The following is a 13,889-nucleotide window of genomic DNA, read 5'->3' on the forward strand; positions in this document are numbered from 1 at the left end:
GCAATGACGACAGAACCCCAGGACGGCCTGCCAGAGAACGGCCAGGCTCAAGATGGCCTGCCCACCCAGCGATCGGCTGCCCGCACGCTGGCCGTGCCCAACGGCGCCACCGCCAGCCTGCTGCACACGGTAGAGCGCTGGACCGCCCATGGCTGGCTGCGCAGCCTGGACCAGGCGCTGGTGCTTTTTCTGCACGAACTCGATCCTGCCGCATCACCGCTGGTGCTGCTGGCCGCCGCACTGGCCAGCCACCAACTGGGCCGGGGCCATGTCTGCCTGGATCTGCAGGCCACCCTGGACAACAGCCGTTTTGCGCTGTCGCTGCCACCCGATACCGTGGCGCAGGGCAGTGGCGCCACCGAGCCCACGCCCTTGCCGCTGCCCAGCGAGCTGCTGGCCCAGGTCAACCTGCTGCAGTGGCAATCGGCCTTGCAGGCGAGCGCGCTGGTGGCCGCGCCCGGCAAGCCCAGCCAGGGCGGCACGCCGCTGGTGCTGCAAGGCGATCGCCTCTATCTGCGCCGCTACTGGCAGTACGAGCAGGATGTGGCGCAAGCGATTGGCCAGCGCATCACTGCCAGCCAGCATCTGCGCCAGGGCCGCAGCGCCGCGCAAGATGCAATGCTGCGCCAGGCGCTGGACCAGCTGTTTCCACCAGCGGGTGACCAGATTGCCGATTTGCCCGACTGGCAAAAAATGGCCTGCGCCTTGGCGGCCTCCAGCGCCTTTTCCATCATCACCGGCGGCCCCGGCACTGGCAAGACCACCACCGTGGTCAAGCTCTTGGCGCTGCTGCAGAGCATGGCCTTGCAGCAGAACGGCCGGCCGCTGCGCATCTGCCTGGCTGCGCCCACCGGCAAGGCGGCAGCGCGCCTGTCCGAATCGATCGTGCAGGCCTTGCAGCGCCTGGGGGATGCGCAGCTGCCAGCGGTGCCGCCGGCGCCGGGCAGTGGCGAGGCGCGTAGCTTGAAACCGCTGATCCCGTCCGACGCCCAAACCCTGCACCGGCTGCTGGGCAGCCGGCCCGACAGCCGGCATTTTCGCCATGATGCCCAGCACCCGCTGGCGCTCGATGTGCTGGTGGTCGATGAGGCCTCGATGGTCGATCTGGAGATGATGGCGGCCTTGCTGTCGGCCTTGCCTGCGCAGGCCAGGCTGGTGCTGCTGGGCGACAAGGACCAGCTCGCATCGGTGGAGGCCGGCGCGGTGCTGGGGGAGCTCTGCGCCCAGTCCGAGCGCGGCCTGTATTGGCACGAAACGGCGCAGTGGCTGCAGCAGGTGACCGGCCAGCAGGTGCCCGCTGAGCTGCAGGATATGGCGGGCAAGCCGCTGGACCAGGCGGTGGCCATGCTGCGGGTCAGCCACCGCTTCCATGCCGACAGCGGTATCGGCCAGCTGGCCGGTGTCGTCAATGCCGGGCGGCGCAAGGCGATCAAGCCGCTGCTGAAGGCAGGCTACCCCGATCTGGCCGCCTATGCGGTGCCGGATCTGACGCATTCGTCGCTGGCCCAGCTGGTGCTGGATGGCGGTGGCAAGCGCTTTGTCGACAGTGCCGCCAAGCGCGACGCGGGGCCGGTGGGCTATGGCCACTACCTGCACGTGCTGCGCGAGATGCCGGCCAACCCCAGCCCCGAGGCCTTGAACCCATGGGCGCTGCGCCTGTTGAAAGCGCATGGCGAGTTCCAGGTGCTGTGCGCGCTGCGCAGCGGCCCCTGGGGCGTCGAAGGGCTCAATGAGCGCATTGCCCAGCTGCTGGCCCACCGCGAGCTGATTGCGCAAAGCAGCGGCTGGTATGCGGGCCGCCCGGTGCTGGTCACCCGCAATGACTACAGCCTCAAGCTGATGAATGGTGATATCGGCATCACGGTGCAGATGCCGGCGGGCCAGGCGCTTGACGCTGGCGGAGGCAGTGGCGCCGCAGTAGCGCAGGGCGCGCTGCGCGTGGTGTTTGCCACCAGCGAGGGCCTGCGCTGGGTGCTGCCCAGTCGGCTGCAGGCGGTCGAGACGGTGTATGCGATGACCATCCACAAATCGCAGGGCTCGGAGTTCAGCCATGCGGCCGTTGTATTGCCGCCCAGCCTGTCACCGATCATGACCCGCGAGCTGGTCTACACCGGCCTGACCCGGGCCAAGCGTTGGCTCACGGTCGTGGCCGGCGGCAGCAGCAATTTCGCGGTGCTGGAAGAGGCGACAGAGCGCCAGGTCAGGCGCTCGAGCGGATTGCGACAAGGCGAGTTGTAGCCATCGGTGCCAGAAATTTGGGGCGTTGTGGAGGTCGCAGGCCGGTGCAGCAGGGCAGGGCCGTTTTGAGCAAGGATCGTCGCAGCGGTTGCGATGGGGAGTGCCCACCGGCTGCGCGGGTTTCATCGAAAAAATGCGTGGCTGTGCGAAAAGATCGTTGGCTGGCCAAAACGACCCTGGAGCTGAACGGGCCCCAAGAGTCGCCCCACGATGAAACAATCACAGTTGCGAGGGCGCTGGGCATGTGTGCATGCGCAAGGCCCCTGACAGCGGCGATGGACGAATAATAACATTGAATGAGAATAATTATCAATACTGATATTGATAAATCCTGCTGACTTGCTTTATTTGTGTAAGTTTTTGTTTTTGGTTGATTTTTCTTGACCTTTCCCCTGGAAATGGGGATGCAGCGTTTAGGAAAATTTGGTAACTTCGCAGTATCGATAAAAAATATTGCGGGAGTTCCAACCATGTCCGGTTCCAGTTACAGCTTCAAATCCACAGCGCTTGCGATGCTGGCGCTCACGGCCTCGGCCTGGGCGCAGGCTGCCTGCTACACGGTCTATGACAGCAAGAACGAGGTGGTGTATCGCAGTGCTGAGCCCCCAGTGGACATGTCCAAGCCGCTGCACCAGACGGCAGGCGAGCTGCCCAGCGGCAGTCGCGTTGTCTTCACGCCCAACAATGCCGTATGCGTCACCGAGGTGCATGCACTGCCCGGCGGCAAGAAGCTGACGTCCAGCAGCGCCAACATGGTCACCGACCAGCTGAGCCTGGGCAGCATGATCACGGCGCAGTAAGCGCATCACCAAATACCGAAGGGCAGCGTGGCTGCCCTTCGTGTTTTTGAAGCAGGCATGTACCATGCTGGCCTGCATAGCACTGTTAGCCCCAGAAGGCGTCTTCTGCGTCCTGGTCCTCGGAGAACAGCCAGACCTCCCGGATGAGTCCGTTCTCAACCCGCAGCACATCAATGCCCGACATGGCGATGGCTGAACCTGGCTTTTCAGCGCAGAAGTGCAAGGAGGTGCTGACCAGATCGCCCTGGGCCATCAGCGGGCCGACCTTGTCGATGCGAAAGCTCCCTTGGCTGCGCTGCATGAACTGGCCCAGCAACGCGAAGACCGCAGCCTTGCCTCGGTGCAACCCGGAGAGGGCGCCCTTGCCGGGCTGGTGCCATTCAATATCGGCACTGAAAGCGGCGCCAACGCCGCCGAGATCGCCTCGTGCGACTGCCTCAAAGTAGCGGCGTACGACATCCATGTTCTGTGCTGTGTTCATAGTCATTCCTCGTTGAATAAACGCAAGCTGCATTGGGCAGATGCATGAAAAATGATGAGCTTAAAGGTGGCGATAAATAGTTGCAATAAGACACTGAAAAGTGACATAGGAACCAAAAAGTGACCATCGACCCCTGCCGCCCCGCCTGGAACCCCTATCTCGCCACCTGCCCCACCAGGCAGGTGCTGGACTGCGTAGCCGACAAATGGACGGTGCTGGTGCTGGGCCTGCTGCGCTCAGGGCCGTGGCGGTTTGGGCAGTTGCGCAAGGGCATTGAGGGCCTGTCTCAAAAGATGCTGACGCAAACGCTGCGGGCGTTGGAGCGTGATGGCATCGTGCGGCGCGAAGTCTTTGCCTGTTCGCCGCCCAAAGTGGAATACAGCCTGACCCCGCTGGGCCAGTCGCTGGCTGCCACGCTGGATGCGCTGCGCCTGTGGGCCGAGCGGCACATGGATGAGGTGATGCGCCACCGGGACCTGTATGACGAGGTGGCAGCACAGCAAGACCCGGCATTGCCAAAGCTGATCTGGGCTCCACCGTGATTTTTTGCGCTCCCGCACGCCAAATTGCCAGAGGTTGGCCGCAGGCCATTGCCCAGCCTGCGAAAATACCGGGATGAGCCAAGCGCAGACCCCACAGAATATTCCCGAATCCCCCGATGCCGCCGAAGCGGCGCAGTTCCCCGCAGATGCTTTGAAGATCGTGTCGATGGACATGGACGCCCAGGGCGTGGCGCGCCGTGCCGATGGAAAGGTCGTCTTTGTCGATGGCGCGCTGCCGACAGAATGGGTGAGTGCCAAGACCCGTCGCAAGAAAAACAACTGGGAGCAGGCCGATCTGTTGCAGATCCACCGCGAGTCATCGCAGCGCGTGCGGCCCGGCTGCCCCAACTTTGGCCTGCATGCCGGCGCCTGCGGCGGCTGCAAGATGCAGCATCTGCATGTGGGCGCGCAAATTGCCACCAAGCAGCGCGTGCTCGAAGACAACCTCTGGCACCTGGGCAAGGTGGTGGCCGAGACGGTGATGCGCCCCATCGAGGGCCCCAGCTGGGGTTACCGCTTCCGCTCGCGCCTGTCGGTGCGCTATGTCGCCAAGAAGGGCAAGGTGCTGGTGGGCTTCCATGAGCGCAAGAGCCGCTACATCGCCGACATGGAAACCTGCAAGATCTTGCCGCCCCATGTTGACGCCTTGCTGATGCCGATGCGCGCGCTGATCGGCAGCCTCGATGCCCGCGAGACTTGCCCGCAGATCGAGGTGGCCTGCGGCGACCAGGTCACCGCCTTGGTGCTGCGCCACCTGGAGCCTTTGAGCGACGCCGATCTGCAGCGCCTGCGCGATTTTGCCGCAGCCCACAAGGTGCAATGGTGGCTGCAGCCCAAGGGGCCGGACACCGTGCACCTGATGGATGGCGTGGGCGAGCAGCTGTCCTATGCGCTGCCCGATTTCGGCATCACGATGCCGTTCAAGCCCACCGACTTCACCCAGGTCAACCCGCACATCAACCAGGTGCTGGTGACGCGCTCGCTGCGCCTGCTGGATGCCAAAAAGACCGAGCGTGTGATCGACTGGTTCTGCGGCCTGGGCAACTTCACCTTGCCGATTGGCACGATGGCCGGCGAGGTGCTGGGCATCGAGGGCTCGGAGACCCTGGTGCAGCGCTCGCACGAGAACTATGCCGCCAACAATGCGACCCGCCCCGCAGGCAGCGCGCTGGCGCCCACGCGCTTTGTGGCCCGCAATCTGTTCGAGATGACGCCCGAGATGCTGATCGCCGATGGCCAAGCCGACAAGTGGCTGGTCGATCCACCGCGTGAAGGCGCGTTTGCGCTGTCCAAGGCGCTGGCCGACATCCACAAGGCGCGCCACCAGGTGCCCGATACCGCGCCGCTGCCTGACAGCGCCAAGGACTGGACACCGCCCAAGCGCATCGTCTATGTGAGCTGCAACCCCGCAACGCTGGCGCGCGATGCCGGACTGCTGGTGCACCAGGCCGGCTACCGCTGTGTGGCTGCTGGCGTGGTCAACATGTTCCCGCATACCGCCCACGTCGAGAGCATGGCCGTGTTTGAATGGGATGGCCATGCGCCTTCGGTCAAGACCGAGGGGGATGATGCGGCCGACGTGGAGACGGCCACCGTGGACAAGGCCGATGCTGCCGAGCAGAGCGCTGCAGCAGAAAACGCAGCAGCCTGATGCCGCCGGGGGATTACCCCCGTTTTAGGCACAAATGCTGTGATGCATGTGATTGATTAGCGTGCTGGAATGCCGTTAAGCTGGCAGGCTGAACAACCGGGTTTCCCGAATTTTTTCCAAGGAGTCACCATGAAAACCAAAGCAGTGCTGGAGTTGGCCGACGTCAAGGCGGTGTTGAATGCGGCCGAGGCCGAAGCGGTCAAGAACCAATGGATCGTCAGCATTGCGGTGGTGGACGACGGCGGCAACCTGCTGGGCATGATCCGCCGCGACGGCGCAGCCCCCGTGTCGGCCCACATCTGCGTGGCCAAGGCCCGCACCTCGGCGCTGGGCCGCCGCGAGAGCAAGGGTTTTGAGGACATGATCAATGGTGGCCGCACCGCTTTCCTGAGCGCTCCGCTGATCGACGGCATGCTCGAAGGCGGCGTGCCGATCATCAAGGACGGTGAATGCCTGGGCGCCGTGGGCGTCAGCGGTGTCAAGGCACCGGAAGATGCACAGATCGCCAAGGCGGGTATTGCGGCCCTGGGACTGTAAGGCATAGCCCTTGCGCCTTGCCAAGGTGCAGAGGGCTCCGGCCCATCAACGACGAAGCGGCCATTGGCCGCTTTTTCGCGTCTGAATGTGTAGCTGGGGCGTCAAACCAGCGCCGGTGCGGGCGCCTGCAGAAAGTGCGTGGTGGGCGCCGCGCTGCCATCGTCGAGCATCAGCACCCGCTCGGGCCAGCGCAGCGCTGCGAGCTTGAAATCCTGCTCAGGCGGCTGGCCGGCGAGCCGGGCCGTCCAGCGCGCGCCCACGGAGAAGTCCACGCAAAACACATTGCCGCGCAGGCCATGCCAGGCATGCGGGTTGATATCGGCGAACAAATCCTGGTCACCCTTGCCCAGCACCGAGCGGTCAAGCTCATGGATGCGGCGCCAGTAGTGGCCGACGATGACGGGTGTGTTGTCGGTATAGGCATCCCACCACGCCACACGCTCGACAAAGCGCCATTTGCCGCCGGCATAGAAGGGCTCGCTGCCGCGGCGCTCCACACCGCAGCTGAGCACCTTCAAGGGGTTGTACTGGGATTTGTTCAGCTCGCTGTCCGCATGCGCGGGCATGAACGGCGGGCAATGGGCGCCGTCTTCCAGGTGGTAGGGCCAGGCCTGGTTTTCGGCCTTCAGCCGGGCCGGAATGCCCAAGGTCTTGGCGTGCAGGTAGGCTTCTTGCTCCAGGCGGTCATAGTCCTGGGCGACATGGCCGGGCCGCAGCGCGCGGGCCTGGTTGATCTTGTCGTCGATCCAGGCGGCATGGACGATGCGCAGGTCGGGCCGCTCCAGCGCGAGCGGCAGCTGGCGCAAAAAGGGCAGCATTTCGTCGTCAAAGGCCTGGTCCGCGCGCACATAGGGCGCGTATTTGCGGTTGTCGGCCTCGATGCGCTCGTCAAAGTACCAGCCCGAGCCGTCCTTGGCATCTTCGCGCAGCAGGTTGATTTCATGGTTGCCGAGCACCGCGCAGGCATGGCCGTTTTCTACCCAGCGGCGCACCAGCGCCAGCACGCCGGGGCTGTCCGGGCCCCGGTCGCAGAAATCGCCAACAAACACCAGCGTGCGGCCTGCCGGGTGGCCGCCATGGTCGTCATAGCCCAGATGCCGAACCAGCGACTCCAGTGCCTGGCGCTCGCCGTGCACATCGCCGATCACATCCAACGGGCCGGCGGGCAACGCTTGTACCAGGCTCATCGTCACAGTGTTCCGTCTTGTTGCAGCGCCCGGTGCTTGGGGCCCGGTGCGCCACAGATTGCTATTCGATGAAATCCATTTTGCATGAATTTGCTGCGCCGCACCAGCGTGGTGCCATCGGTGAGCGGCGCGCTCAGGCGGGCTGGCGCTGGTAGCAGACAAACGCAAAGGGCAGGCCGTTGCTGCTGGTGTGGCGCTCACGCGAGACCTCTTGCCACTGGCTGCCGAGCACCGGCGCATGGGCATCGCCGTCAAAATCCTGGTCGATCTCGGTCACCCAGACTTCGTCGGCCAGGGCCAGCGACTGGGCATAGATCTGCGCCCCGCCAATCACCCAGACGGGCTGGCCCAGCGCCTGGGCCGTGCTGAGTGCCTGCTCCAGATCAGCGGCGACATGGACGCGTTCGCTGGCGGGGCTGGGCTGCCAGCCGCTTTGGCGCGTGACGACCACGTTATCGCGGCCTGGCAGCGGGCGAAAGCGCGGCGGCAGCGAATCCCAGGTCTTGCGGCCCATGACGACAGTGCCTCCCGCCGTCTTTTGCTTGAAAAAGGCCATGTCCTCGGGCAGGTGCCAGGGCAGTTGGTTGTCGCGGCCGATGACGCCATTGCGGGCGCGGGCAAAGATCAGATGGATACGGGCTGGGGTCATGGCGTGCGGGCCGCCCAGCGCGCAATGGCGTGCCGGCAGGCCTGGTAAATGGGGTGTTCGATCGCGTGGTAGTACAGGGCCGACAGCGCGACCAAGGCCGCCAGCACCAGCAGCAGGCTGAGCGAGCGGTGGGGAATGTCGAGCGCCATCGATGTGATGGCGCGTTGCACGAGCTGGAACACCAGCAGATGCAGCAAATAGATTGCAAAGGAATAGTCGCCGAGCTTGGCGAGCAGCTGCCATGCCCGGTGCTGGGGCGTTGGCAGCAGCAAGGCTGCCGCCACCAGGGCGGTGGTGGCGCTGCCCACCAGCAGCGCGCGGTCCGCCCAGTGGTAAAAACCGACGATGCCAGGCGCATACAAAGTGGCGGTGTGGCTGTAGTACACCGCTGTGGCGCCTAGCAGTGCACTGGCCAGCAGCCAGGCGTACCAGCGCTGCTGCGGGTAGCGCTGCAAAAAGCGGTACATGAAATAGCCGGCAAAGAATTCCAGCACCAGGGGCGCGGCATAGAACCAGATGAGTGGTGTGGTCTGCGCAAACATGTCCGGCCGGTAGCGGCCGGTGGCCGCGTAGTACAGCACCAGCACCACCATGGTCAGGCCCCAGGCAGAGAGGGCCCGGTCGCGCCAGGGCTTGGGCAAGAGCAGGCTGGCGCCAATGAGCAGGTAGAAATACAGCTCAAAGACCAGGGTCCAGGTCACCGCATTGATGTGCAGGCTGAAATTGGCTGGGTAGAGCAGCGCCGACGACAGCAGGTTCACATCCGGCGGCATGGCGCCCAGCGCCTGCAAACCGACGACGTACAGCAGCATCGCCGGCCACCAGCCGGTGTAGATGCGGGAAAAACGGGTGGCCACAAACTGGGCGGAAGGACGCAGGCCGGTGGGTGTGTTGCTGGTGGCCAGCGCCATGATGACGCCGCTGATCACAAAGAAGATATCGACACCGACAAAGCCGCCTTCGGCAATGGCGCGCAGCCAGCCAGGAAGCTCGGGGAAGAAGCTATAGGTCCGCGCATGGTAGAGCGCCACCCACAGGGCGGCAGCAAAACGCAGAATCTGGATGGACTGGATCATGGCACGGTGGTGGGCGCAGGCGGTCAATGCCGGGCAAGCGCTGCAGCGGGCGCTGGGGTGCGCATCCGCAGGCAGTGCTTGTCACTTGCGTGCCGGCAGGGGCGGTGTCCGCTCAGCGGAACAGCACGCCCGCTTCGTCCGGGTGCCAGGCAGGGTATTTTTCCATCACCTGCTCGAACAGTGCTGAATCGGTCAGACGCAGCAGCCAGGCTTGCAGATGGGGCCAGGGGTGATTCTGCCATGCAGCCTCATCGATGCCGGCAAACTGGCGCACAAAGGGGCGGATGGCCATGTCGGCCAGGCTCGGGTCGCGGCCAAACAGGTAGCCGGTCGCAGCCAGCTGCTGGTTCAGTGCACCCAAAAAGGCCTGGGCAGTGGCCGCTGCGGCAGCGGCGTCTGCTTGCGGGTAGCGGCTGGGGTATTTGCAGCGGTCCAGCGCCGGTTTGAATTCGCTGTCATGGCGGGCGATCAGCGCCTGCATCTCGCCCAGGCTGCCGGCGGTGGGGCTGAGCCACTGATCGGGGTCGTTCTGGCGCAGCGCCCAGAGCATGATCTCCAGGCTCTCTTCGAGCACCGTGCCATCGGCCAGCACCAGCACCGGCACGGTGGCCTTGGGCGATGCATCCAGTAGCGCCTGGGGCTTGTCCTTGAGGACGACCTCGCGCAGCTGGCAGGCAATGCCTGCATAGGCCAGCGCCAGGCGGGCCCGCATCGCATAGGGGCAGCGGCGAAACGAGTACAGCACCGGCAGGCCTTGCAAGGCCTGCTGCTGCGCGGCGATCTTTTGCTGGCGCGATTGCTGTGAGCTGGCCTGGGTGTGGCCCAGATGGGTGTCACCGCGCTCCTGCGCCAGGTCCATCTGCCGCTGGCGCTCGGCCAGCGACTGCAGTTGCTCAGGCGTGCGGCTGCCATGGCAGTAGGGGCAGCTGACGCCGCGCACATAGTGGGCGTGGGCCAGCTCGGCCGCGCCCAGCGGCATGCGGCAGCTGCGGCACAGCTGGTGCGGGCCGCGCACCAGGCCGTGGCCGACCGAGACGCGCTCGTCAAACACAAAGCAGTCGCCCCACCACATCGACTCGTCCTCGGCCACCGTCTCCAGGTACTTGAGGATGCCGCCTTCGAGGTGGTAGACCTGGTCAAAGCCCTGGGTCTTCATGTAGGCGGTGGATTTTTCGCAGCGGATGCCTCCGGTGCAGAACATCGCCACCTTTTGCTTGCCATGCAGCGCGCCGCCGGGCTGGGACTGCTCGGCCACCCATTGTGGAAACTCGGTAAAGCTCTTGGTGTGCGGGTTGATTGCGCCCTCAAAGCTGCCAATGCCCACCTCGTAGTCATTGCGCGTGTCGACCAGCACCACATCGGGCTGGCTGATCAGCGCATTCCAGTCCTCGGGCTTGACATACTGGCCGGCATTGCGCGCCGGGTTCAACTCGGGCACGCCCAAGGTCACAATCTCCTGCTTGAGGCGCACGCGCATGCGGTAGAAGGGGTTGCTGTCGGCATGCGCCTCCTTGTGCACCAGATGGGTCAGGCGCGGGTCGCGCTTGAGCCAGTCCAGCACCGCATGCACATCGCCGGGCAGGCCAGCAATCGTGCCGTTGATACCTTCATGGGCGAGCAGCAGCAGGCCCTTGACCTGGTGCTGGTCACACAGCGCCTGCAAGGGCTGCTGCCACTGGGCAAACTCCGGCAGATCGATGAACTGGTAAAGCGCGGCGGTAAGGTATTGCTGGGACATGGAGAAAATCTGCGAAAAATGCGCGCCCGCAGGCCGTATCTTTCGGGGTAGTGCATAGGAAAAGCCAGGTGGACTGGAGGAGAGCCCTTCGATCCACCAACTTGGGGTGGCCCCATGGGGCTAGTGCCGGCAGGGTGGCCTGCGCAGGCATCCCCATGGCGGGCGGGCTGCAGTCCAACGGCTGAACATCGTACTGTATCTGAATCGCCCATTTCTAGACCTGGATCAGCAAAATGGCCCAGCGTGCAGGCGTAAAAAAGCCCGGCAGGGCCGGGCGGTGTTTACGGTGCTTGCACGCTTACCGCTGCCTGATCACTTGGGGCTCAGGCCCGTGATGTCGTAGAAGTTGATCTTGCCGCCGCCTTCAAAGACGCGGTCACCGGGGTTGATGCCGGCGGGGCAGGCGCCCAGATACTCGCCCTTGATATTGCGGGTGGTCTCTACCGTGCTGCCATCGGGCATCTGCTGCTTGGTGACCGACAGCACATGGAAGTTGTGCTGGAAGTCGCCGGTGATCTTGCGGCTGCTCTCGATGCGCTGCTCGGTCTGGCCGACCTTGCAGTTGGAGGTGAATTGCCAGCCATTGCTGTCCTTCAGGCTCGCGGTCTTGCATTGCTGCACATCGTACTTGGCCTTTTGCAGCTCACGGGTCTTGTAGAAGGTGTCCTTGTCCATGCAGTCCTGGAACTGGACGGTCTGGCCTTCCTGGTCCGTGGAGCTGATCTGCCAGTGGCCCGACTTGGGGCGGGGCAGGTCTTCGATGTCGCCGGTGGTGGCGCAACCGGCGGCCAGCAAGGCGACGGCCACGGCGGACAGGGAGGCGAGGTAACGGGTAGAAAGCATGGATGTCCTCTCGGTGGTTGTCATGCCGCATCGCTGCAGCGTGTTTTTGTACAAGAACGCGTCGTTACTTTATATCCTAGGCGGCGCGCTGCCCACGCATTGTCTGACAAGGGCCGGGCCGCGTGTAGGAGAGCACCCGGCGGCGTGCTAGGGCAGCGCTGCAGCGCGCGTATCGGGGGGCTGCTCCTGCCCGCATTGCGCGAGCAGCCAGCGCTCGAAGGTCTGCATCGCCAACGTGGGGCTGCGCGATTTCAGCTGCGTGAGCCAGTAGCTGCCGGTGTCCAAGGTCTGCGCGAGCGGCGCGACCAGGCGGCCTGCCTGCAGGTCCCGGGAAAACAGGCGCAAGGGCAGCAGCGCGACGCCCAGGCCCTGCGCTGCCGCTTCGGCCAGCGTGAGCGATGAATCGAACACGGTGCCGCGCAGGCTGGGGCAGGCGAGCTTGTTCTGGGCGAACCAATGCTCCCACTCGCCCGCGCGGTAGGTGCGCAGCAAGGTCTCGCGCGCCAGGTCGGCCGGCTGCTGCAGGCGTGCGGCAATCGCTGGGGCGCACATAGGTGTGAGCGGCGCCTGCAGCAGCTGCCGGGCCGCCGTGCCATGCCAGGCGCCATCGCCAAAGCGGATCGCGCAGTCCCAGCCTTCACCCGCCAGGTCCACCCGGTTGTTGTGGGTGAACAGGCGCAGGTCGACAAAGGCATGGGCCTCCTGAAAGGCGCGCAGCCGGGGCAGCAGCCAGCCCACCGCAAACGTGCCCACGACGCCGACCGACAGCACCTCGTGCGGCCGCCTGTCCTGCACCTGGGCCAAGGCGCGCGACAGGCTGCCAAAGGCCTGGGCCACCGCCGGCACCAGGGCCATGCCTTCATCGGTCAACGCCAGGCCGCGCGGCAGGCGGCGAAACAGCGGTTTGCCCAGCTGGTCTTCGAGCTGGCGAATGTGCTGGCTGATGGCGGCCTGGGTCACATGCAGCTCCAGCGCCGCCCGCGTCAGGTTGAGGTGGCGTGCTGCGGCATCGAAGGCGCGCAGGGCATTCAAAGGCAGGTGCATAAGCTATAAGTTTTTCTTGTGGGTTTTCTTGGTTTTCATCGTTGGTCAAGCGTGCGAGATCTCGGTAAATTTACGCCTGTCCACCGGATAACAACGAATTTTAAGGATTGAAAGCCATGTACAGAAGAAAGTTTTTCTTGACTATGGGTGCTGCCAGCCTGGTCGCCACCTCCGCACGCGCCTGGGCCGCTGCGCCATCGGCAGACAAGGCGGCAGAGCGCCAGTTTGCCCAGGCCATGCAGGCCCTCGAGCGCGCAGTGGGCGGGCGCCTGGGCGTGTCGGCGCTGAACACCGTGACCGGCGCGGCGCTGGGCTGGCGCCAGAATGAGCGCTTTGCGATGTGCAGCACGTTCAAGATGTTGCTGGCCGCCCAGGTGCTCTCGCGTGTGGACGCCGGCCAGGACCGGCTGGATGCGATGCTGACGTTTGACCGCTCGGTGCTGGTTGAGCATTCGCCGGTGACCGAGAAATTTGCCGGCAAGGCCCCGATGACGGTTGAGGCGCTGTGCGACGCCATCATGACGATCAGCGACAACGGCGCTGCGAACCTGCTGCTGGAGCGCGTGGGTGGCCCGGCCAGTTTTACCGCCTATATGCGCAGCTTGGGTGACCCGACCACGCGGCTGGACCGCATCGAGCCGGCGATGAGCGAATCCAAACCCGGCGATGTGCGCGATACGACCAGCCCGCTGGCGATGCTGAGCAGCATGCGCGCGCTGACCCTGGGCAAGGCCTTGAGCGCCGCCAACCGCGAAATACTCGTCGGCTGGATGCAAGCCAATACGACGGGCGACCACTGCCTGCGTGCAGGTGCCCCGGGCTGGAAGGTGGCGGACAAGACCGGCTCGGGACCGGGCACCCGCAACGACATTGGCCTGCTGTGGGCGCCCGGTGCTGCGACGCCGATTCTGGTGACCAGCTACTTGACCGAGTGCAAGGCCGAGCCCAAGGCGCGCGATGCGGCACTGGCCCGGGTGGCCGCCGAGCTGGTGAAGCTTTGGGGCTAACTGGGGATTGAATGGGGGATGGATCGGGCGCTGATCGCCCCGCTTCAAACAGAACTGCCCCTTGTCAGGGGCAGTTTGGGTCAAGGGCGCTGCCGG

Annotated in this window: 13 protein-coding genes and 1 pseudogene; 6 read left to right on the top strand and 8 right to left on the bottom strand. The window is 64.8% G+C overall.

Translation table 11 applies throughout. From position 1 onward, the window contains the following. Window positions 1–3: 3 nt before the first annotated feature. Both recD and WH367_RS06745 read left to right on the top strand, forming a co-directional pair. A complete protein-coding gene (gene recD / locus WH367_RS06740; protein WP_339535016.1) occupies window positions 4–2,238 on the top strand; it encodes an exodeoxyribonuclease V subunit alpha in 2,235 nt (744 codons plus the stop codon). Window positions 2,239–2,708: 470 nt separating this feature from the next. Beyond that, entirely contained in the window at window positions 2,709–3,038 is a 330-nt protein-coding gene (locus WH367_RS06745) for a hypothetical protein (protein ID WP_339535017.1), read from the top strand. Between the two features lie 85 nt (window positions 3,039–3,123). On the opposite strand, the gene WH367_RS06750 is transcribed toward WH367_RS06745, so the two are convergent. Continuing rightward, entirely contained in the window at window positions 3,124–3,519 is a 396-nt protein-coding gene (locus WH367_RS06750; RefSeq protein ID WP_339535018.1) for a nuclear transport factor 2 family protein, read from the bottom strand. Between the two features lie 119 nt (window positions 3,520–3,638). Here WH367_RS06750 and WH367_RS06755 point away from each other — a divergent pair, with 119 nt between their 5' ends. From WH367_RS06755 to WH367_RS06765, 3 genes are all read left to right on the top strand, one after another. Continuing rightward, a complete protein-coding gene (locus tag WH367_RS06755; RefSeq protein WP_339535020.1) occupies window positions 3,639–4,061 on the top strand; it encodes a winged helix-turn-helix transcriptional regulator in 423 nt (140 codons plus the stop codon). Window positions 4,062–4,134: 73 nt separating this feature from the next. Beyond that, on the top strand, window positions 4,135–5,712 hold the full coding sequence (gene rlmD, locus WH367_RS06760) for a 23S rRNA (uracil(1939)-C(5))-methyltransferase RlmD (protein ID WP_339535022.1): 1,578 nt from the start codon (window positions 4,135–4,137) through the stop codon (window positions 5,710–5,712). Window positions 5,713–5,841: 129 nt separating this feature from the next. Further along, on the top strand, window positions 5,842–6,249 hold the full coding sequence (locus tag WH367_RS06765; RefSeq protein WP_116925544.1) for a GlcG/HbpS family heme-binding protein: 408 nt from the start codon (window positions 5,842–5,844) through the stop codon (window positions 6,247–6,249). 101 nt (window positions 6,250–6,350) lie between these two features. On the opposite strand, the gene WH367_RS06770 is transcribed toward WH367_RS06765, so the two are convergent. The 7 genes and pseudogenes from WH367_RS06770 to WH367_RS06800 all read right to left on the bottom strand — a co-directional run bounded on the left by WH367_RS06770 (window position 6,351) and on the right by WH367_RS06800 (window position 12,786). Further along, window positions 6,351–7,436, bottom strand: coding sequence for a metallophosphoesterase (locus tag WH367_RS06770; protein WP_339517996.1), 1,086 nt, complete (start codon window positions 7,434–7,436; stop codon window positions 6,351–6,353). A 133-nt stretch (window positions 7,437–7,569) separates the two neighbouring features. After that, window positions 7,570–8,085, bottom strand: a complete 516-nt coding sequence (locus WH367_RS06775) for a dihydrofolate reductase (protein WP_339535023.1) — start codon at window positions 8,083–8,085, stop codon at window positions 7,570–7,572. Then, window positions 8,082–9,161, bottom strand: a complete 1,080-nt coding sequence (locus WH367_RS06780; protein WP_339535025.1) for an acyltransferase family protein — start codon at window positions 9,159–9,161, stop codon at window positions 8,082–8,084. The genes WH367_RS06775 and WH367_RS06780 overlap by 4 nt, the downstream gene beginning before the upstream one ends. Window positions 9,162–9,273: 112 nt before the next feature. Next, window positions 9,274–9,921 (bottom strand): glutathione S-transferase, encoded by a 648-nt coding sequence (locus tag WH367_RS06785; RefSeq protein WP_255343168.1) that lies wholly within the window; start codon window positions 9,919–9,921, stop codon window positions 9,274–9,276. A gap of 321 nt (window positions 9,922–10,242) precedes the next feature. Further along, window positions 10,243–10,899: pseudogene (gene trhO / locus WH367_RS06790) on the bottom strand (oxygen-dependent tRNA uridine(34) hydroxylase TrhO); the annotation flags it as partial. Window positions 10,900–11,211: 312 nt separating this feature from the next. After that, window positions 11,212–11,742, bottom strand: a complete 531-nt coding sequence (locus tag WH367_RS06795) for a DUF3617 domain-containing protein (protein ID WP_339535027.1) — start codon at window positions 11,740–11,742, stop codon at window positions 11,212–11,214. 147 nt (window positions 11,743–11,889) lie between these two features. Next, window positions 11,890–12,786, bottom strand: a complete 897-nt coding sequence (locus WH367_RS06800; protein WP_339535029.1) for a LysR substrate-binding domain-containing protein — start codon at window positions 12,784–12,786, stop codon at window positions 11,890–11,892. Between the two features lie 116 nt (window positions 12,787–12,902). Here WH367_RS06800 and bla point away from each other — a divergent pair, with 116 nt between their 5' ends. Further along, window positions 12,903–13,793, top strand: coding sequence for a class A beta-lactamase (gene bla, locus WH367_RS06805; RefSeq protein ID WP_445228083.1), 891 nt, complete (start codon window positions 12,903–12,905; stop codon window positions 13,791–13,793). Window positions 13,794–13,889 lie beyond the last annotated feature (96 nt).

The organism is Comamonas sp. MYb21, from assembly GCF_037479395.1.
GTDB lineage: Bacteria > Pseudomonadota > Gammaproteobacteria > Burkholderiales > Burkholderiaceae_C > Comamonas.